General features: G+C 38.5%; 18 protein-coding genes. 10 read left to right on the forward strand and 8 right to left on the reverse strand.

All coding sequences use genetic code 11. From position 1 onward, the window contains the following. Window positions 1–22 precede the first annotated feature (22 nt). From srlB to ACUXZ4_RS02795, 5 genes are all read right to left on the reverse strand, one after another. The gene (gene srlB, locus ACUXZ4_RS02775) at window positions 23–388 is read right to left on the reverse strand and encodes a PTS glucitol/sorbitol transporter subunit IIA (RefSeq protein WP_464973525.1); all 366 of its coding nucleotides are present in this window, start codon (window positions 386–388) and stop codon (window positions 23–25) included. Window positions 389–432: 44 nt separating this feature from the next. Continuing rightward, window positions 433–1,422 (reverse strand): PTS glucitol/sorbitol transporter subunit IIB, encoded by a 990-nt coding sequence (gene srlE / locus ACUXZ4_RS02780; RefSeq protein ID WP_464973526.1) that lies wholly within the window; start codon window positions 1,420–1,422, stop codon window positions 433–435. A 30-nt stretch (window positions 1,423–1,452) separates the two neighbouring features. Continuing rightward, window positions 1,453–2,004, reverse strand: coding sequence for a PTS glucitol/sorbitol transporter subunit IIC (gene srlA / locus ACUXZ4_RS02785; protein WP_464973527.1), 552 nt, complete (start codon window positions 2,002–2,004; stop codon window positions 1,453–1,455). Between the two features lie 245 nt (window positions 2,005–2,249). Beyond that, window positions 2,250–2,915: a fructose-6-phosphate aldolase gene (gene fsa, locus ACUXZ4_RS02790; RefSeq protein ID WP_464973528.1), complete on the reverse strand. Its 666-nt coding sequence runs from the start codon at window positions 2,913–2,915 to the stop codon at window positions 2,250–2,252. Window positions 2,916–2,927: 12 nt separating this feature from the next. Beyond that, window positions 2,928–3,215 carry a DUF406 family protein gene (locus tag ACUXZ4_RS02795; protein ID WP_464973529.1) on the reverse strand — a complete coding sequence of 96 codons (288 nt, stop codon included), beginning with the start codon at window positions 3,213–3,215 and terminating at the stop codon, window positions 2,928–2,930. Window positions 3,216–3,400: 185 nt separating this feature from the next. Between ACUXZ4_RS02795 and ACUXZ4_RS02800 the strand changes: the two genes are divergently transcribed. The 4 genes from ACUXZ4_RS02800 to ACUXZ4_RS02815 all read left to right on the forward strand — a co-directional run bounded on the left by ACUXZ4_RS02800 (window position 3,401) and on the right by ACUXZ4_RS02815 (window position 6,816). Continuing rightward, window positions 3,401–4,759, forward strand: a complete 1,359-nt coding sequence (locus ACUXZ4_RS02800; protein WP_464973530.1) for an outer membrane protein transport protein — start codon at window positions 3,401–3,403, stop codon at window positions 4,757–4,759. A gap of 94 nt (window positions 4,760–4,853) precedes the next feature. Further along, window positions 4,854–5,342, forward strand: a complete 489-nt coding sequence (locus ACUXZ4_RS02805; protein ID WP_464973531.1) for a methylated-DNA--[protein]-cysteine S-methyltransferase — start codon at window positions 4,854–4,856, stop codon at window positions 5,340–5,342. Between the two features lie 9 nt (window positions 5,343–5,351). After that, the gene (mutH, locus tag ACUXZ4_RS02810; protein ID WP_464973532.1) at window positions 5,352–6,020 is read left to right on the forward strand and encodes a DNA mismatch repair endonuclease MutH; all 669 of its coding nucleotides are present in this window, start codon (window positions 5,352–5,354) and stop codon (window positions 6,018–6,020) included. 70 nt (window positions 6,021–6,090) lie between these two features. Continuing rightward, window positions 6,091–6,816 (forward strand): TerC family protein, encoded by a 726-nt coding sequence (locus ACUXZ4_RS02815; protein WP_464973533.1) that lies wholly within the window; start codon window positions 6,091–6,093, stop codon window positions 6,814–6,816. Window positions 6,817–6,867: 51 nt separating this feature from the next. Here the strand turns inward: ACUXZ4_RS02815 and ACUXZ4_RS02820 are convergent, their stop codons facing one another. Both ACUXZ4_RS02820 and serB read right to left on the reverse strand, forming a co-directional pair. Beyond that, window positions 6,868–7,359, reverse strand: a complete 492-nt coding sequence (locus tag ACUXZ4_RS02820) for a YajQ family cyclic di-GMP-binding protein (protein ID WP_464973534.1) — start codon at window positions 7,357–7,359, stop codon at window positions 6,868–6,870. Between the two features lie 13 nt (window positions 7,360–7,372). Next, window positions 7,373–8,311, reverse strand: coding sequence for a phosphoserine phosphatase (serB, locus tag ACUXZ4_RS02825; RefSeq protein WP_464973535.1), 939 nt, complete (start codon window positions 8,309–8,311; stop codon window positions 7,373–7,375). Window positions 8,312–8,382: 71 nt separating this feature from the next. Here serB and ACUXZ4_RS02830 point away from each other — a divergent pair, with 71 nt between their 5' ends. Next, on the forward strand, window positions 8,383–9,045 hold the full coding sequence (locus tag ACUXZ4_RS02830; protein ID WP_464973536.1) for a YtjB family periplasmic protein: 663 nt from the start codon (window positions 8,383–8,385) through the stop codon (window positions 9,043–9,045). 62 nt (window positions 9,046–9,107) lie between these two features. Here ACUXZ4_RS02830 and rpmE read toward each other — a convergent pair whose 3' ends face one another. Beyond that, window positions 9,108–9,320, reverse strand: a complete 213-nt coding sequence (gene rpmE / locus ACUXZ4_RS02835; RefSeq protein ID WP_464973537.1) for a 50S ribosomal protein L31 — start codon at window positions 9,318–9,320, stop codon at window positions 9,108–9,110. Between the two features lie 204 nt (window positions 9,321–9,524). Here rpmE and priA point away from each other — a divergent pair, with 204 nt between their 5' ends. From priA to acrB, 5 genes are all read left to right on the forward strand, one after another. Further along, window positions 9,525–11,729, forward strand: a complete 2,205-nt coding sequence (priA, locus tag ACUXZ4_RS02840; RefSeq protein ID WP_464973982.1) for a primosomal protein N' — start codon at window positions 9,525–9,527, stop codon at window positions 11,727–11,729. Between the two features lie 71 nt (window positions 11,730–11,800). Further along, window positions 11,801–12,631 carry a cell division protein FtsN gene (gene ftsN / locus ACUXZ4_RS02845; protein WP_464973538.1) on the forward strand — a complete coding sequence of 277 codons (831 nt, stop codon included), beginning with the start codon at window positions 11,801–11,803 and terminating at the stop codon, window positions 12,629–12,631. Between the two features lie 159 nt (window positions 12,632–12,790). Then, window positions 12,791–13,357 (forward strand): TetR/AcrR family transcriptional regulator, encoded by a 567-nt coding sequence (locus ACUXZ4_RS02850; RefSeq protein ID WP_464973539.1) that lies wholly within the window; start codon window positions 12,791–12,793, stop codon window positions 13,355–13,357. A 27-nt stretch (window positions 13,358–13,384) separates the two neighbouring features. Next, window positions 13,385–14,581, forward strand: coding sequence for an efflux RND transporter periplasmic adaptor subunit (locus ACUXZ4_RS02855; protein ID WP_464973540.1), 1,197 nt, complete (start codon window positions 13,385–13,387; stop codon window positions 14,579–14,581). A gap of 16 nt (window positions 14,582–14,597) precedes the next feature. Further along, a complete protein-coding gene (gene acrB / locus ACUXZ4_RS02860; RefSeq protein WP_464973541.1) occupies window positions 14,598–17,705 on the forward strand; it encodes a multidrug efflux RND transporter permease subunit AcrB in 3,108 nt (1,035 codons plus the stop codon). Window positions 17,706–18,165: the final 460 nt, after the last annotated feature.

The raw sequence follows: 18,165 nt of genomic DNA on the forward strand, positions 1-18,165 counted from the left end.
TTTCCTTCTGATTGAGTTTAAATTATGAACGTTTGATTTTTAACACACTGCCCACTTTAAGTGATGTAGGTGTTGTGCCTTTTACATGAATTGTGCCTGGATATTCCGCAGCAGCTGCGCTATCAAAACGGAATGTTACATGGCCTAATTCTTTTAAGTTAGTGCTAGCAACATCACCTAGTGCAGTGATTGGGTAATCTACACCATCAAATTCAGCGATATCGCCAACTTGTAAAGTTGCGGTAAGCTCTTTTGGATTGTGCATGAAGCAGTATTCTTCCACATCAGCAGGTGCGCCTTGTTTGAACGTGATTAACATATTTTCATTTAATGATTCAACTGCAAGGTCACCAATTTTTGTAAATTCAGTTTCGTAAATAGTCGTCATTCTTTCTGTTCCTTTTTGAGAAGTGGGCTTAAGCGCCCACTATTTTATTGATAAATGAATGCTGAAACAGCCCAAGCAACTAATACTGTTGGTGCGCCAGTTAAGAAACGGCTCACTAATACGGAAGGAACACCAACGCGTACAGTATCTTGTTTTGCTTCTGCCATTGATAGACCTACTGGGATAAAGTCACAAGCTGCTTGTGCATTGATTGCAAATAATGCTGGTAATGCTAATGCAGGAGGAATATTACCAAGACCAATTTGCGCACCGATAAGTGTACCGATTACTTGTGCAATTACTGCGCCAGGGCCTAAGAATGGAGATAATAGTGGGAATGAACAGATTAGTGCTAAAGTGACTAAGCCAATAGGATTACTCGCTAATGGTGTTAAACCTTTTGCAACGATATCGCCCAGACCTGATGCAATAATAATACCAATTAAGGCAGAAACGAAAGCCATAAATGGTAGAATTGTTTTAAATACGGTATCAATAGTATCACGACCTGCTTGGAAGAATACTGCCATGATAGAACCCATACCCATACCAATTCGAGCTAATAGGCCGTCACTTTGTTCTGTGATTTTCTTGGTTGTATCATATTCTTTTGCTTGTGGTTTTTCAGCTTCTGCTTTTGGTGCTGCGGCAGCTGCAGGTGCATCTGAATCAACCAAACTAATATTATTTTCTTTAACTGCTGATACGTAAATATCTTCTACGATGAATTCTGCTAATGGACCTGATTTACCTGTTGCATGAACGTTGATTGTTGGAATACGGCGTTTTGGATATAAACCACAACGTAATACACCACCACAGTCAATGATTGCGATACCGATTTCTTCGCTTGCAGGCTCACCATTTTTAAATCCATCAACAGCTTCCCAACCTGTAAGTTCAACAATTTTGTCAACGATAGCAGGTCTTGTTCCACCTGTCATATAGAGGACTTTTTTACCTTCAACAACAGGTAATGTTAAAGGACCACCCCAACCGCCATTACCTTTTTCAATATAAAGTGCTTTACTCATTATGTTCACCTATCAATTTTTTACTGTGCGTTATTTACCTAAATGTACTTCACGATCTAATGTGATGCCCATACGTTTTTCGAAAAATGCAGTGGTGAAGTCAGTTACCCAGCCGCGGAAGAAGTTTGTGATCATCCCAACTAATAAGTAGCTGATCGCTAAAGGGCCTAATGGTAAGCCTAATTTAGTTAAACCTGCTGCGATACCTAAATAAACGAATAATTCACCTGGGTTAATGTGTGGGAATAAACCGTTCATTGAGTGACAGCTATAAGACGCTGCAGCGTAGTAGCTTGGTTTATAACGTTCAGGTAAGAAACGACCTAAGCTTAATGTCATTGGGTTACAGAAAATAAAAGTACCAATAACAGGAAGGATTAAATAACGAGAAACTGGGTTGCCCGCACTACGTTGTGCTAAACGTTCGATACGTTCTTGACCAACAAATTTAATTAATGCGTTCATTACAACTAATAATGAAATAAGGAGAGGGAGAATTCCTGTTACCATACTAACAAAAACCTTACCACCTTCTTGGAACAGTCCAATGAACCATTCTGCACCATGAGTGATGTATTCCATAAAATGACCTCTTAGAAGTTTTAAAATGAAAGTTTTTAAGTTTTAGAGTGAAAGTTTTCTAGCGAGCTGAATATAAGGCTTGGATGTTCAGCTTCTGTATAATACCGGAATATTTTGTTTAAAACTGTGACCTAGATCACAAAAAAGCAAAAACTTTTAAAATAAAAGAAAAAAGTTTTATTTTAAAATTTAATTTGAAAGATTTAAGTTTATATAAATTTCCCTCATTTATATTAGAAGAATAATCAACTTAAGCTATACCGTCCAAATGCGTTATGCCAATCCTGTTCAAACTTATCAATAGCACTGAATACTGCTGGATCTTGGATAAAAAGCGCCAGAATGTCAGGACTAACCGTAATGGATTGGCAACCAGCTAGCATACAATCTAACACTTGGCGTGCAGTTCTAAAACTTGCGGCACAAACCATGCTGTTACAATGATGTTGAGACAATAAATGTTGTAAATCTTTGACCACCTCAACTCCGCTGCCACCTTGAGCATCAATGCGATTAACATAAGGAGCAATATATTGTGCGCCACACAAGGCTGCGAGAAAGCCTTGTCCAGCACCATATACCGCAGTACCTAATGTAGGAATTTGTTTTTCTGTTAAGGCTTTTATTGCAACCAATCCTTCTGCTGTAACAGGAATTTTGATAATCAAATTATCAATACGCTCAGAAAGTTGCAATGCATCATCTACCATCTCATCAGCATTGCGCCCCATTGTTTGCGCAAACAACAACTTATCTTTACCAATGATTTTCTGAATACTTGAAAGTGCGGTGAAAATATCTCGTTTTTCTTTCGCGATAATGCTTGGATTGGTTGTTACGCCAGCGATAGGCATAATCTTCGCCAAACGTTCAATTTCGTTGATGTTAGCGGTATCTAAAAAAATTTGCATAACCTTTTCCTTTTATCTGTATTTCATCTGAAAAAGAACTGCTTCTGCTTGGCAGCAAAATTGTAAATTTACCTCTAATAAAATACCTTGCTCAACCGCTGTAGTTTTGCTTTCTATGCTGCAAGGTTCGCTTTCCAGTTGACGTGCTAGTTGAACGATCTTATCTAGCGCCATATCGATTTCTTTTTCATCAGAAAAAATTTGTGAAATTTGCACCGCACTTTCTACGCCATCAAAAAATTGTTGCTCTTTTTTAGTGCAACATTTACTGGTTTGCTCAATTCGTTGAGATAAGTTCATTTTACTCTGTCCTCTATAAAATTTAACCAAATTGAGTGTAGCACCCTTTTGGGTTGGATTCAAAAGTTCCCGTTTCACTGGTCTGAACAGTCAAGTGGAGCGCTAAAAAGCATTGAATGAAGTGGGATCGTTCTTTAGAATTCCGCAAGTTTACTCTAATGATGACAAATACATAGGGAATTTTTATGCAAAAACTTTTTACTAAAACTCTTCTTTCTTCTGCTTTATTAGTGGCTGCTGGTGCAGCAAATGCTGCTGCGTTCCAATTAGCAGAGGTTTCAACTTCTGGTTTAGGTCGTGCTTATGCAGGTGAAGCAGCGATCGCTGATAATGCAGGTGTAGTTGCAACTAACCCAGCGTTAATGAGTTTATTTACTCGTCCAGAAATTGCAGCAGGTGCAATCTATGTAGATCCAAATATTGATATTGAAGCAACAACATTAAGTGGTACACCATTTGCAACAAACGCAAATGCAAAAGATATTGCAAAAGGTGCGGTTGTGCCTAACTTATATGCTGTTTACCCAATTAATGACAAATTTGCTGTGGGTGCAGGTTTAAATGTGAACTATGGTTTAGCAACTAAATACCCAACAGATTATGCGGCAGGTTTTATTGCGGGTAAAACAGAATTAACAGCATTAAACTTTAATTTAAGTGGTTCTTATAAAATTACAGATAAGCTTGCGTTTGGTGTAGGTTTAAATGTTGTTCATGCAGATGCTGTAATTGAACGTCATGTTGGTGTTGCAGGTAAAGCAGCAGCGGCTAAAGCTGATCTAGCAGCTAAACAATTTGCAGCTGCGGGCGATTTAGCGAAAGCGCAATATTATGGTGCTTTAGCTCAAAAAGCAGCAATGGTTTCTCCAGACGCATTATTACGTAAAATCGAAGGTGATAAATGGGGATTTGGCTGGAATGCTGGCTTAGTGTATCAATTAACAGAACGTAGCCGTTTTGGTTTAGCTTATCATTCCCAAGTTGATATTAATTTTAAAGGCCAATACAGTGATGCTGGTGCAGCTATTTTAGGTCCTTTATCTCAAGGTAATGAACCGGGTGGTTTAACTCTGCCATTACCTGCTTATTGGGAATTCTCTGGTTTCCACCAAGTAACAGATCAATTTGCTTTCCACTATAGCTGGAAATACACGCAATGGTCTAAATTAGATCAATTAAAAGCGGTTGGTTCTCAAACAGGTAAAGTATTGTTTGATAAAACAGAAAAATTCCGCGATAGTTCACGTTTAGCTATTGGTGCGACCTATAATGTAAATGATGCATTAACTTTACGTGCTGGTATTGCTTATGATGAAACTGCAGCAAGCACACATCATTCTATCTCAATTCCAGATACAGATCGTGTATGGTACAGCGTAGGTGCAACGTATCGCTTCACCCCGAACCTATCAATTGATGCAGGTTTTGCTCACTTACGTGGTGCGAAAAACCAATTTAAAGAAACTGAAGCAGGTATCGTAACTGATGTGAAAACCAAAGCGAGAGCAAATCTCTATGGTTTAAACTTAAACTACCGTTTCTAATCAATTTAAAATATAATCGGGCGTATTTTTATACGCCCTTTTTCATTTTATGATTTATTATAGTTACTATATGTCGCCTGTAGGGCGGTTGTTGATGCTGGCTGAAAATGACCATCTCACCAATCTTGATTTTGAATTGGAGCAGTATGAGCCAAATGCAAAATGGCAAGAAAATAATGATCTTCCTTTATTTTTACAAGTAAAATCAGCGTTGAAACGCTATTTTAACGGTGAAAAAGAGACGTTTTCTGCTATTCCATTGGCACCAAAAGGAACCGCATTTCAGCTTGCTATTTGGCAGCAACTACGCCAAATTCCTTATGGCGAAATATGCCACTATGGCGAAGTAGCGCAACGAATTCATCGACCTAATGCGGTGAGAGCGGTGGGAGGAGCGGTAGGGAGAAATCCTATCAGCATTATTATTCCTTGCCATCGCGTGTTAGGTAAACAACGCCAACTCACAGGTTTTGGAGGAGGTTTGCCTGCTAAACGTTATTTACTGAATTTAGAGCAAATTCACTATGTGGATAAAGGCGTGGAATTCGTTAAGCAAAAGTTACTAAAACAATACAAAAATTGACCGCACTTTATGTCAAAAACACCTCAATCTGAATTTGAATTATTACAACGAGCACAGGCTATTGCTGGTTTAAGTTTCGGCGAGCTTGCTGATGAGCTTAATATTAGCGTGCCACCTGATTTAAAACGGGATAAAGGCTGGGTTGGTCAGTTGATTGAAATGTCTTTAGGAGCAAAGGCAGGTAGTAAACCCGAGCAAGATTTTGCACATTTAGGTATTGAATTAAAAACCATTCCTATCAATTCAGAAGGTTATCCATTAGAAACCACTTTTGTTTGTTTAGCGCCTTTAATTCAGAATTCAGGTATTGATTGGCATAATTCCCATGTTAAACATAAATTAGCCAAAGTGTTGTGGATCCCAGTGCAAGGGGAACGCCATTTACCTTTGGCTGAGCGTAGAATTGGTTATCCTGTTTTGTGGCAACCCAATGCACAGCAAGAGCAGCAATTACGACAAGATTGGGAAGAATTAATGGATTATATTGTGTTAGGCAAGGTTGAACAGATTAATGCAACTATTGGCGAAGTATTGCAGCTACGTCCAAAAGGGGCAAATAGTCGTGCATTAACCAAAGGAATTGGTAAAAATGGCGAAGTGATAGAGACCTTACCATTAGGTTTTTATCTGCGTAAACCTTTTACTGCACAAATTCTGCAAAATTTTTTCCATTGTTGATAAATAAATGTTGGTTTTTTCAGCCAAAGTTATAAAATCGACAACTTATTATTTCTTTTAAGGATTATCTATGTTTGAGTGGATTTCAAACCCAGAAGCTTGGGTTGCTTTATTAACCCTAACTGCTTTAGAAATTGTATTGGGTATTGATAACATTATTTTTATTAGTATTTTAGTGGGACACCTACCTGAAAAACTCAGACCATCTGCACGTTTTATCGGTTTGTCGTTAGCAATGATAATGCGAATTTTATTATTATTATCATTGGCCTGGGTAATGCGATTAACAGAGCCTTTATTTACCTTGTTTGCGCAAGAAATTTCTGGTCGTGATTTGATTTTGTTATTGGGTGGATTGTTCCTAATTGTGAAAAGTTGCCATGAAATTCATAACGAAATGACGCCACATGGGGATAAACACGAGGACGGTAAACAACCTAAACACCCTAGCTTTTTCTTCACTTTAGTGCAAATTGCCATCTTAGATATTGTGTTCTCTTTGGATTCTGTGATTACCGCGGTAGGTATGGCAGATAATATCGAAGTAATGATTATTGCGATTGTGATAGCTGTTGGTGTAATGATGCTTGCAGCGAAATCAATTGGCGATTTTGTAGATTCTCACCCAACATTGAAGATTTTGGCATTAGCATTCTTAGTAATGATTGGTATTTTACTTGTTGCCGAGAGTTTAGACGTACATATCCCGAAAGGTTATGTGTATTTTGCAATGGCATTCTCCGTTGTCGTGGAAATTCTAAATATTCGGATGCGAAAATTAATGGATCATAAATAACAGAGAACAAAGAAAAGGACGTCATTGACGTCCTTTTTTACAATAAGATGATTAATCTCGGAAGTTATTAAATTGGAAAGGTTGACCTAAATCAGCCCCTTTTACTAACTGAATTGCAGCTTGTAAATCATCGCGAGATTTACCTGTTACACGTACTTGTTCACCTTGAATTTGAGTTTGTACTTTTAACTTACTGTCTTTGATTAATTTTGTGATTTTTTTCGCTACTTCCGTTTCAATTCCTTGTTTTAACTTAATTTCTTTGGAATAAAGTTTACCATGATGTTCACTTTCTGTTGGAATATCTAAGGATGTGCTTTCAATACCACGTTTCACACAAGAACCAATTAAGATCTCAATTAATTGCTCTAATTGGAAATCAGATTCTGTTGTGAGTTTAATTGTTTCGTTTTTCTCATTTAATTCCATTACTGCTTCAACTCCGCGGAAATCATAACGTGTACTTAATACGCGATTAGCATTTTCTACGGCATTGCGCACTTCATGCATAGTTAATTCTGAAACAATATCAAATGAAGGCATAATTTTCTCCTAATTAAAGCTGTTGAATTCGATCATTTGCGCTTAATAAACAAATTAAGCCAGTGAGGTCAGCAAAGTTTACCACAACTTGTGCTTGTTGTTGTACTTTCGGTTTCGCGTGGAAAGCTGCGCCTAAATCTGCCACAGCCATCATGGCAAGGTCATTAGCGCCATCGCCAATAGCGACGGTATTTTTTGCTTCAACCTTAAATTCGTTAGCAAGGCGCAATAATGTGTCCGCTTTATATTGAGCATGTACAATATCACCTTTTACATTACCTGTTAATGTGCCGTCAATAATTTCAAATTGATTCGATACCGCTGCGTCGAGCTGTAATTCCGTTTTTAAGTGATCAGCAAAATAGGTAAAGCCGCCGGAAGCAATTGCTGTTTTCCAACCGTATTTTTTTAATTCGTGCAGGGTTTCAATTAAGCCTTCCATTAAGGGTAAATCACATTTTACTTGCTCTAAAATGTTTTCAGGTGCGCCTTTTAAGGTGGCAACACGACGGCGTAAACTTTGCTCAAAATCTAATTCACCACGCATAGCAGCAGCTGTAATGGCTGATACTTCATCGCCGGTTCCTGCTAATTTAGCAATTTCGTCAATACATTCGATTTTGATTGCAGTACTGTCCATATCCATCACTAATAAACCCGCTTGGCTTAAACGGGCGTTAAAATTAATCACCGCAGAATCAATGCTTAATTCATGGGCTTTGGTGATAATATCGGCACTAAATTCACTGGAAAACAACACCACATTATTGTCTAAAATTGTCCAAGCATCCAAAATATAAAAATTTTGACCGCACTTTTTCTGAAATGCCATTAATTTTTCTACATCCAAATGGCGACCGAATAAAATGGAATATCCATGGCTTTGTTCAAAAGGTTGATCGGGTAAAAGTGCGGTGGGAAATTGAGGAAATTTTTGAATAATACTTTGCATGAATTTATCCTGTAAATTTTGGGCGATAGTGTTACAATCATACAATATTTGAAAATTTTTGGGAAAAGAACTTGCAAATAATCAAAGAAAAAATCACAAAGTCAGCCATGATGTTAATGATTATTATGCTTTGTGTTGCAGTCATGTCTGTTATCTTATTCGGTGTAAAACAATTCCAAATTGGATCGCAATTAGCTAGTGTCAATCAGGTGGCGAATTTGTCGCATTTATTGGTGCGCCAACAAACAAACTTGTTTTCTATTTTATTAGTCAATAATGCCAATACAGAAAAATTAGTGGAAAATTTGGACAGTTTAACTCGAGAAAATTTTGTCTTGGACGCTTCTTTGTATGGACATAATGGCGAGCTGTTAGCGCAGAGTAGTCATTCCTTAAGTTTGCGGCATCAGCTTGGTTTGGACGAGACTCAAACGCTGAGTAATCAACAAATTGTTGAACCTATTTATTCAGCAAATGGCATTGTGGGTTTTTTACGCGTGACCTTCGATGATAAATACGGACAGACGACACAAAATAAAATTAATCACATTTTTTCACGCCTGTATGGTGAACTAATTATCGTCTTCCTAGCCGGAATTATTTTAGCCAGTTCTGTGCATTATTTTTTAAGCCATTATCGTCGAGCCAGACGTGCTATTTCAGAGCCTATAAAAATTACTAAATCAAAATTGAGTAGTGCAACGATGTTTCATCGCCGGAGACGTAGAATGTGATGGAATAATCACGCTAAGATAGATAAAACAAACCCCACAATTGTGGGGTTTATTTATTCAAATTATTTTGAACCTGGAATACTGAAACGTTTGTTGAAACGTTCTACACGACCACCAGTGTCAACAACACGTTGTTTACCAGTGTAGAATGGGTGGCATTTGCCACAAACGTCTAAGTTTAAATCTTTGCCCACAGTTGAGCGAGTTTTGATTACGTTGCCGCAAGAACAAGTTGCAGTAACTTCTTTATATTCTGGGTGAATACCTTGTTTCATAGAGAACCTCAAATTGAAGCCACGCCGCTATAAGAATCATCATTCGATATTCAAACACCGCGTGTGATTAATATTACACCTTCGAATTTGCCATTGAAATTCTGAAGGCACGTTAAAAAGAGCAGAAATTATACCGAAAAAAATGGATTATTCAAGCAAGATTTTTAGTTATAATGCCCATAATTTAGCTGATTGGAATAAATGATGAGATTAGCACGAGTCGCGTTAGCGGTGCCTTTAATGCGTTTTTTTGATTACTTGTTGCCAGCGGATTGCCATGCCGTTGTTGGTGCAAGGGTAGTTGTGCCTTTTGGTGCGCAAAAAAAAGTGGGGATTGTGGTCGATCTGCCTGAAAAATCAGATGTCTCTCCACAGCAACTTAAAGAAGTGATTGCTGTTTTAGATCAGGAAACGCTATTTAATCCTTCAAGTTGGCAATTATTAACTTGGGCTGCAGCTTATTATCAAGCCCCTTTAGGTGAGGTGTTGATCTCCGCTTTACCTGTAAAATTGCGCAATGGCGAAAGTGCGGTGCAAAAAACAAAAACTTTGTGGAATTTAACCGCACTTGGTGAACAAGCTTTGCAAAATGGTAGTTTGAAGAAAGCCAAAAAACAGCTTGAGGCGTTGCAATCCTTGAAGCAGTCGCCACTGGAGAAAGGCAATAATCCATTTAATACGGCGATTTGGTCACAATTAAAAGCAAAACAATTTATTGAGGAAATTGAGCAAACCATAGACGTAATCTCTTGGCAACAAGCTTTGGGTGATTTGCCTATGGTTAAAGCGGAAAATCGTTTGGTGTTAAATCAGCAGCAAGCGCTTGCAATGAGTCAAATGCTATTCCAACAAGGTTTTTCTGCTTTTTTACTGGATGGCGTAACTGGCTCGGGCAAAACCGAGATTTATTTGCAACTTATTGAAGAAACGCTCAAAAAAGGTAAACAAGCCTTGGTGTTGGTACCTGAAATTGGTTTAACGCCACAAACAGTACAGCGTTTTATGGCACGTTTTAATGTGCCGATTGAAGTGTTACATTCCAATTTGAATGACACCCAGCGTTTACAGGTTTGGCAACGAGTTAGAAGCGGTCAAAGTGCGGTGATTATTGGCACAAGATCTGCGTTACTCAGCCAGTTTTATGATTTGGGTTTGATTGTGATTGATGAAGAACATGATGCTTCATTTAAACAACAAGATGCTTGGCGTTATCATGCTAGGGATTTAGCGTTAGTGTACGCTAAGCAACTCAATATTCCGATTGTCTTAGGTTCGGCTACGCCAAGTTTGGAAAGCCTCAACAATGTAAAATTAGGCAAATATCAACATATTAAGCTATCAAAACGAGCGGGTAACGCAAACATTGTTGTTGGACAACTGATTGATCTAAAAAAACAAAATTTAGTGAATGGTTTGTCGGTCAGCTTACTGAAAAAAATAGAACAGCATTTGCAGAAAGGAAATCAAGTTTTGTTGTTTCTTAATCGTCGAGGCTTTGCCCCCGCTTTGTTGTGCCATGAATGTGGTTGGATTGCTACTTGTTCTCATTGCGATAAACCGCTCACTTATCATCAGCAACAACGAGCAATGCGTTGTCATCATTGTGCTTCACAACGCCCTATTCCACGCCAATGTGCAGAATGTGGTTCGACGAATTTGGTCACAACGGGTGTTGGAACAGAACAATTAGAACAAAGCTTGCAACAATACTTCCCACAGTATGCGATTACGCGGATCGATCGTGATAGCACTGCGCGCAAGGGAAAATTGGAAAGTCATTTAAGTGATATTCAACAAGGAAAAAGCCAAATTTTGATTGGCACTCAAATGCTTGCCAAAGGGCATCATTTTCCTAATGTCACTTTAGTGGCGTTAGTCAATGTTGATAGCAGTTTATTTTCCCTTGATTTTCGTGCAGAAGAACGCCTAGCGCAGTTATATGTTCAAGTCGCGGGGCGTGCTGGACGAGGCGAAAAACAGGGTGAAGTGGTTTTACAAACCTACTATCCTGAACACCCTTTGCTGCACTCTTTATTGCAACAGGGGTATTCATCCTTTGCGGAACAAGCATTGCAGACCAGGCAATTAATGGGATTGCCACCATTTAGTTCGCAAGTATTATTTAAGGCGCAGAGTCGCCAAAGCCAAGCAGCAGAGCAGATCTTATACCAGATTGAAGCATTTTTTCAGCAATGGAAACTCAACCAAAATCAACCGCACTTACAGATTTTGGGCGTTATGCCTGCGCCTTTTGCTAAAAAGGCTGATCAATATCGTTGGCAACTTCTATTACAGCATGCCTCACGCGCCGTTTTACAGCAGGCTCTGCGAGATTTTTCATTGCAATATGAATATAAAGTCGGTCAAGTGCGGTTAAATGTGGATGTGGATCCACAAGATCTGTCTTGATTTTTCTAGTAAAATTGCCCATTTTTCAGTAAAATTGTAACAATTTATCTATAGATTATCGGAAATATATTGTGGTACAGCGAGATTATGCCGTTCGTAACGGTTCTAAAAAGAAAAAATCAGGCGTAAATAAGCCCCTTTTATTTGTGATCGCGGCGGGTATCGTCATTGCTTTTGCTGCGGGATTATATTTATTAAAGTCAAATGCACCTGAAGCAGTGGTGCAAGCGCAACAGGAAGTAAAAAACGAGAAAGCGAAACAAAAAAGTCAGTTGCCAAGTCGCCCTGAAGAAACTTGGTCTTATATTAAAGAATTGGAAAGTAGAACAGTTACCAATAACCAGAATATTCAATTAAATGAGAGCCAAAAAGCAGAATTAAAACGCTTGGAGGAAGAAGAAAAAGCGAAACAAGCTGCGTTAGAAAAATTAAGACAGCAAGAAGAGCAAGCGAAGTTAGAGAAAGCCAATAAAGCGGCAGAAAATAACCTTTCTTCAACAGTAGAAACCACAGCAAAACCTGCTGTTCCAACTGAAGATATGGCGGCAAAAGAAGCGGCTGCAAAGCTGGAACAAGAACGCAAAGCTGCGGAACAACGTAAAAAAGCGGAACAAGCGAAAAAAGCAGAAGCTGTAAAGGTTGAAACAGCGAAGAAAGAAGAAAGCAAAAAATCAGATGGATCGAAAGTGGGTAAATTTGGCTTACAATGTGGTGCTTTCAATGATCGTGGCAAAGCGGAGAATTTACAAGCCCGTCTTGCTATGTCAGGGTTAAATGCTCGTATTACGGAAAGTGGCAAATGGAATCGTGTATTGATTGGGCCAGTTGGAGATCGCGCAGCAGCAACCGCTGCACAACAACAAGCAAGTGCCATTGCGGGTTGTGTGATTATCGGTATGTAACCATTTTCTGTTGAATTTAAGTGCGGTTAAAAAATTTATTGTTTTTTAACCGCACTTTTTCTTGCCTAATTTTTAAAAATCATTAAAATGAACGAACGTTCATTCAGCGGTGTTTTTTACCGCTGTTTGTCTTTTTTATTAACCTAAATTGGATTATTTATGCGTCAATCAGAAATTGATATGGCGGAGCAAATTTTTTTAGCGACTGAGCGATTAATGGCAGAAGGTGGATTACATAATTTATCAATGCACAAGATTGCAAAAGAAGCCAAAATCTCAGCAGGCACAATTTATCTTTATTTTAAGAGTAAAGATGAGCTGTTAGAGCAACTTGCTCGTCGTATATTTACAATTTTTTCGCAAGAATTAGCGAAAGATTATGACGAAAATAAACCTTATTTTGAGCAATATCGCATTATGTGGTGGAACATTTGGCACCATCTCACGAATAACCCAATTTTAGTTAAAAATATGGGGCAATATTGGTCTTTACCTTCCTTTGTTAAGGTCTGTTCTGAGCAACAAAATCAAGGACATTGGGCGGTATTTTGTCAAAAAGCAATTGCGAGTGAACAAATTTGCGATTTGCCAATAAAGGTTTTATTTTCTTTAAGTCTTGAAAGTGCGGTGAACTTAGTTCATGCCCATATTTATTTTAATCAAGAGTTCTCTGAAAGCACATTAGAAAACGTTATTGAGCGGACATGGCGTGCTATTCAACAATAAATTTTATTTTTAAATAACGGAGTTTTTATGACTGAACAACAAAACAAGCGTCCAAAACGCGCTCATGTTTTTTTATTAAAAGTGGGCTTAGTTGTTGCTGTGTTGATTTTTGCTGGTGTCATAGGAATGAATTTTCTTAAGAATATGAAAGTAAAAGAAATCATTTCTAATTTACCTGAACCTCGTAATCCTGTTACGGTGACAACAGTCAAAGCAAGTGAGTGGACACCCGTAATTGAAACAACAGGCTTGGTACGCCCAAATCAAGGGGCGATGTTAAGCGCAGAAGCATCAGGAACTATTAGCCGAGTTTTAGTGAAATCAGGACAATCTGTGAAGAAAGGCGATGTGCTTGTAGAGTTAGATAGTAATGTTGAAATGGCAAATTTACGTGCTGCCGAAGCGCAATTGCCAGCATTACGTTTAACTTACCAACGTTATGCGAATTTGATTAAGTCACAAAGCGTCTCACAAATTGAATTAGATAAAGCGAAAGCGGCATTTGAGCAAATGTCTGCCAATATCAATGCATTACGAGCAAGCATTGATCGCCGTAAGATTTTGGCACCTTTTGATGGGGTAACTGGTATTGTTCAAGTAAATGAAGGGCAGTTTATTTCACCGGGTACAGCAATTGTGCGCGTAGAAGATAATAGTTCAATGAAGGTGGATTTTTCTATTTCGCAAAATCAATTAGACCAACTCTTTATCGGTCAGAAAGTAACTGCTACTTCAGATGCGAAAACAGGCGAAACCTTTTTAGCGAAAGTGACTGCGATTGAACCTGCGGTAAATGCAGCAACTGGGTTGGTTGATGTGCAGGCGACTTTTGAAGATGGTGATGCTAAGAAATTATTATCAGGTATGTTTACCCGTTTACGCCTTGCGCTCTCAACAGAACGTAACCAGATTGTCATTCCACAAGTAGCGATTAGCTACAATATGTATGGCGAATTTTCTTATGTGTTGCGTCCATTATCTGATGAAGATAAAGAGAAAATGGCGGGGGATGAGAATTTAGACAAGCTTTATCGAGTACAGCAAGTCACCGTCTTTACTAAAGATCGTCAAGGAATTTATGCCCAATTGAAAGGCAATGATATCAAACCAGGCGAAAAAGTGGTTACTGGCGGTATGCAACGTTTAAATAATGGTAGCCTTGTTCTTGTGACAGAGAAAGAAGGTGTAGGTACAACTCAACCTGCGAAGAATACCAATCTATAAGTTAAGGATATAGTCAATGAAATTTACGGATATTTTTATTCGTCGTCCGATTTTAGCTATTTCAATTAGCTTATTGATTGTAATTTTAGGGCTGCAAGCGATTTCAAAATTAAGCGTGCGTGAATACCCTAAAATGACGACAACAGTTATTAACGTAACCACTGTATATCCAGGCGCAGATGCTAATCTAATCCAAGCGTTTGTGACTTCAAAATTAGAGGAAGCCATTGCGCAGGCGGATAACATTGATTACTTATCTTCAACTTCATTACCAAATACCTCAAGAATTACGGCGAAAATGAAGTTGAATACGGATCCAAATACCGCATTAGCCGATGTATTGGCAAAAGTGAACTCAGTGCGTTCTGCATTACCAAAAGGAATTGAAGATCCAACAGTGACCTCATCAACTGGGGGAACGGGGATTATGTATATCAGCTTTACGTCGGATCGATTAGATGCAAGTCAAGTAACGGACTATATTCAACGTGTAGTAAAACCACAGATTTTTACTGTACAGGGTGTGGCGAAAGTTGAAATTTTTGGTGCATCAGAATATGCAATGCGTATTTGGTTAGATCCACAAAAACTAGCCGCGCAAAATTTATCTGCAACACAAGTGATGAATGCATTGGCAAGTAATAACGTACAAACTGCCGCGGGTAGTTTTAATGGTTACTACAATGTGTACAAAAATAAGGTCGAAACCACTACGAAAAACGTGGAAGAATTACGTAACTTAGTTGTTTTCTCCAAAGGCGATAACTTAGTTCGTTTGCGTGATGTGGCTGATGTGGAATTAAATAAAGAAAGTGACAGCACCAGAGCAACAGCAAATGGTGCGGAAGCGGTGGTGTTATCTATTGAGCCTACCGCTGAAGCTAATCCATTAACCGTTGCGGCTGATGTTCGCCCTTTGTTTGAATCTATTCAAAAGAATTTACCTGACAGTATTAAAGGGCAGGTTTTATACGACCGCACTATTGCGATTAATAGCTCCATTAATGATGTGGTAAGCACCATTGTTGAAGCTGTGATTATCGTACTTGTGGTGATTATGCTGTTTATTGGTTCTTTACGCGCCATTATTATTCCAATTATTACCATTCCAATTTCATTAATTGGGGTAATTATGTTGTTACAGGTTTTCGATTTCTCGATTAACTTGATGACATTGCTTGCTTTAATTCTCGCAATCGGCTTGGTAGTGGATGACGCAATCGTAGTATTGGAAAATGTGGATCGTCATATTAAAGAAGGTGAAACACCTTTCCGCGCAGCTATTATTGGCACAAGGGAAATTGCGGTGCCTGTTATTTCCATGACCATTGCATTAATTGCCGTATATTCACCAATGGCATTAATGGGCGGTATTACAGGGACACTCTTTAAAGAGTTTGCGTTAACTTTAGCGGGAGCGGTATTTATTTCTGGGATAGTGGCATTAACCCTTTCACCAATGATGTCGAGCAGATTGCTAAAACATGAAAGCTCAAAATTTGAGGAAAGAATTAACCGCACTTTAACTAAACTTACCAACTTTTATGGCTATGTATTAGGTTTAGTGATGAGCGCACGTAAAACTATGCTAGTGTTTGCGATGATTATTTTTGCTACTTTGCCAAGCCTTTTCAACGCCTTATCCAGTGAGCTGACGCCAGCGGAAGATAAAGGTGCGTTTTTAGGTATGGCGACAGCGCCTTCTAATGTGAATGTGGATTATATTCAGCAAGCAGCAAAACAATACGAAAAATTATTGGATGATTTACCAGAGCGTCAATATTCGCAAGTAATTGCGGGTGTGCCATCGTCAAATAGTGCGTTAATTGTGACGACGTTAAAAGATTGGAAAGAACGTTCTCGTTCACAAGCACAGATTATGGCGGAGATGAATGCAAAAGCGGCTTCTATTCCTGAAATTTCAGTAACAGGCTTTGCGTTCCCTGAAATTGATACTGGGGAAAGTGGTCCACCAATTGGTTTTGTTATCAGTACGCCGAATAGTGTAAAAGATCTTGCTGAAGTAGCGGGTAATTTCTTAACTAAGATGAAAAGTTCAGGGCAGTTCGTTTACACCAAATTGGGCTTACAATTTGATACCGCTGAGATGAACATTACCATCGATAAAGAAAAAGCGGGTACCTATGGCATTAGTATGCAACAGATTGCTTCTACGTTGGGTAGTTATTTATCGGCAGCGACTATCACGCGTGTGGATATTGATGGGCGCGCTTATAAAGTGATTTCACAAGTAAAACGCGCAGATCGTTTATCACCAGAAAGTTTCAAACATTATTATATTACGGCGGCGAATGGTGAAAGTGTTCCTTTAAGTAGTTTATTAAATATTAAATTGGAAACTCAACCAACTTCATTGGCGCGTTTTAGCCAATTAAATTCTGCGACTATTCAAGCTGTGGCATCTCCAACATCAACAACTGGTGATGCGGTAAAATGGTTAAAAGAAGCTGCTAAGGATTTACCGCAAGGCTATAACTACGATTGGACTGGTGAAGCACGTCAATTAGTACAAGAAGGTAATGCTTTAGCAACTACATTCTTACTAGCAGTTGTGATTATTTTCTTAGTATTGGCAATTCAGTTTGAATCCTTACGCGATCCATTAGTGATTATTGTATCCGTTCCTCTTGCATTAAGTGGAGCCTTGCTCACTTTAAATGTATTGAGTTTATTAACGGGAATGAAAATTGCCAACTTCGTGGGTACAACATTGAACATCTATTCGCAAGTCGGCTTAATCACATTAGTTGGTTTAATCACTAAGCATGGTATTTTGATGTGTGAAGTAGCGAAAGAAGAGCAACTTTTACATGGCAAAAACCGTATTGATGCGATTATGTATGCGGCAAGAATTCGTTTACGCCCAATTTTAATGACAACAGCGGCAATGATCGCGGGTCTTATCCCATTACTTTATGCCTCAGGCGCAGGTGCAGCAATGCGCTTTAGTATGGGGATTGTGATTGTGTCAGGTTTGGCCATTGGTACGCTATTTACCTTGTTTGTTCTGCCGGTGATTTATTCTTATGTAGCAACAAGACATAAACCATTACCAGAATTTGATGAAAACCAACCTGTAATGATTACAGATAGTCATCATTAAAATAAAACTAATAAAAAATAGACCGCACTTTTAAAAAGCGCGGTCTATTTTTTTGTGTTTTATCGAGCTAATTAGCAAGATTGACTTCAATTTTTATCGAGAGTATATTCTATTTTGTCGTTAGAAAAGCGATGATAATCTCGAGGATCGCAGGCGGAAAGTGATTTTACTTTCTTTGATCGTGTGTAGGTGTTTCGAGCCCTACCTAATGACAAAAATGTGCTTAGAAAAGCGATGAATCTCCCTGATCGCAGGCGGAGGATTGAAATAATATCTTCTTTGATCGTGTGTAGGTGTGGGGAGCCCTACCTAAGCACATTTTCTTTCTTCAAAAGTATTTCCTTGTTCCAGACTTCAAAAAATAGACCGCACTTTTAAAAAGTGCGGTTTATTTTTTTGTGTTTTCTATGTGATGTCAATAATGTACAATAACTTGATTATAATGAGTGATAACATAGGC

It is taken from the genome of Reella acinonychis (genome assembly GCF_052828705.1).

Excerpts from the sequence above, each read along its gene's own strand:
- srlB (WP_464973525.1), bottom strand. The coding sequence starts at position 388 with ATGACGACTATTTACGAAACTGAATTTACAAAAATTGGTGACCTTGCA.
- srlE (WP_464973526.1), bottom strand. The coding sequence starts at position 1,422 with ATGAGTAAAGCACTTTATATTGAAAAAGGTAATGGCGGTTGGGGTGGT.
- srlA (WP_464973527.1), bottom strand. The coding sequence starts at position 2,004 with ATGGAATACATCACTCATGGTGCAGAATGGTTCATTGGACTGTTCCAA.
- fsa (WP_464973528.1), bottom strand. The coding sequence starts at position 2,915 with ATGCAAATTTTTTTAGATACCGCTAACATCAACGAAATTGAACGTTTG.
- ACUXZ4_RS02795 (WP_464973529.1), bottom strand. The coding sequence starts at position 3,215 with ATGAACTTATCTCAACGAATTGAGCAAACCAGTAAATGTTGCACTAAA.
- ACUXZ4_RS02800 (WP_464973530.1), top strand. The coding sequence starts at position 3,401 with ATGCAAAAACTTTTTACTAAAACTCTTCTTTCTTCTGCTTTATTAGTG.
- ACUXZ4_RS02805 (WP_464973531.1), top strand. The coding sequence starts at position 4,854 with ATGCTGGCTGAAAATGACCATCTCACCAATCTTGATTTTGAATTGGAG.
- mutH (WP_464973532.1), top strand. The coding sequence starts at position 5,352 with ATGTCAAAAACACCTCAATCTGAATTTGAATTATTACAACGAGCACAG.
- ACUXZ4_RS02815 (WP_464973533.1), top strand. The coding sequence starts at position 6,091 with ATGTTTGAGTGGATTTCAAACCCAGAAGCTTGGGTTGCTTTATTAACC.
- ACUXZ4_RS02820 (WP_464973534.1), bottom strand. The coding sequence starts at position 7,359 with ATGCCTTCATTTGATATTGTTTCAGAATTAACTATGCATGAAGTGCGC.
- serB (WP_464973535.1), bottom strand. The coding sequence starts at position 8,311 with ATGCAAAGTATTATTCAAAAATTTCCTCAATTTCCCACCGCACTTTTA.
- rpmE (WP_464973537.1), bottom strand. The coding sequence starts at position 9,320 with ATGAAACAAGGTATTCACCCAGAATATAAAGAAGTTACTGCAACTTGT.
- priA (WP_464973982.1), top strand. The coding sequence starts at position 9,525 with ATGAGATTAGCACGAGTCGCGTTAGCGGTGCCTTTAATGCGTTTTTTT.
- ACUXZ4_RS02850 (WP_464973539.1), top strand. The coding sequence starts at position 12,791 with ATGCGTCAATCAGAAATTGATATGGCGGAGCAAATTTTTTTAGCGACT.
- ACUXZ4_RS02855 (WP_464973540.1), top strand. The coding sequence starts at position 13,385 with ATGACTGAACAACAAAACAAGCGTCCAAAACGCGCTCATGTTTTTTTA.
- acrB (WP_464973541.1), top strand. The coding sequence starts at position 14,598 with ATGAAATTTACGGATATTTTTATTCGTCGTCCGATTTTAGCTATTTCA.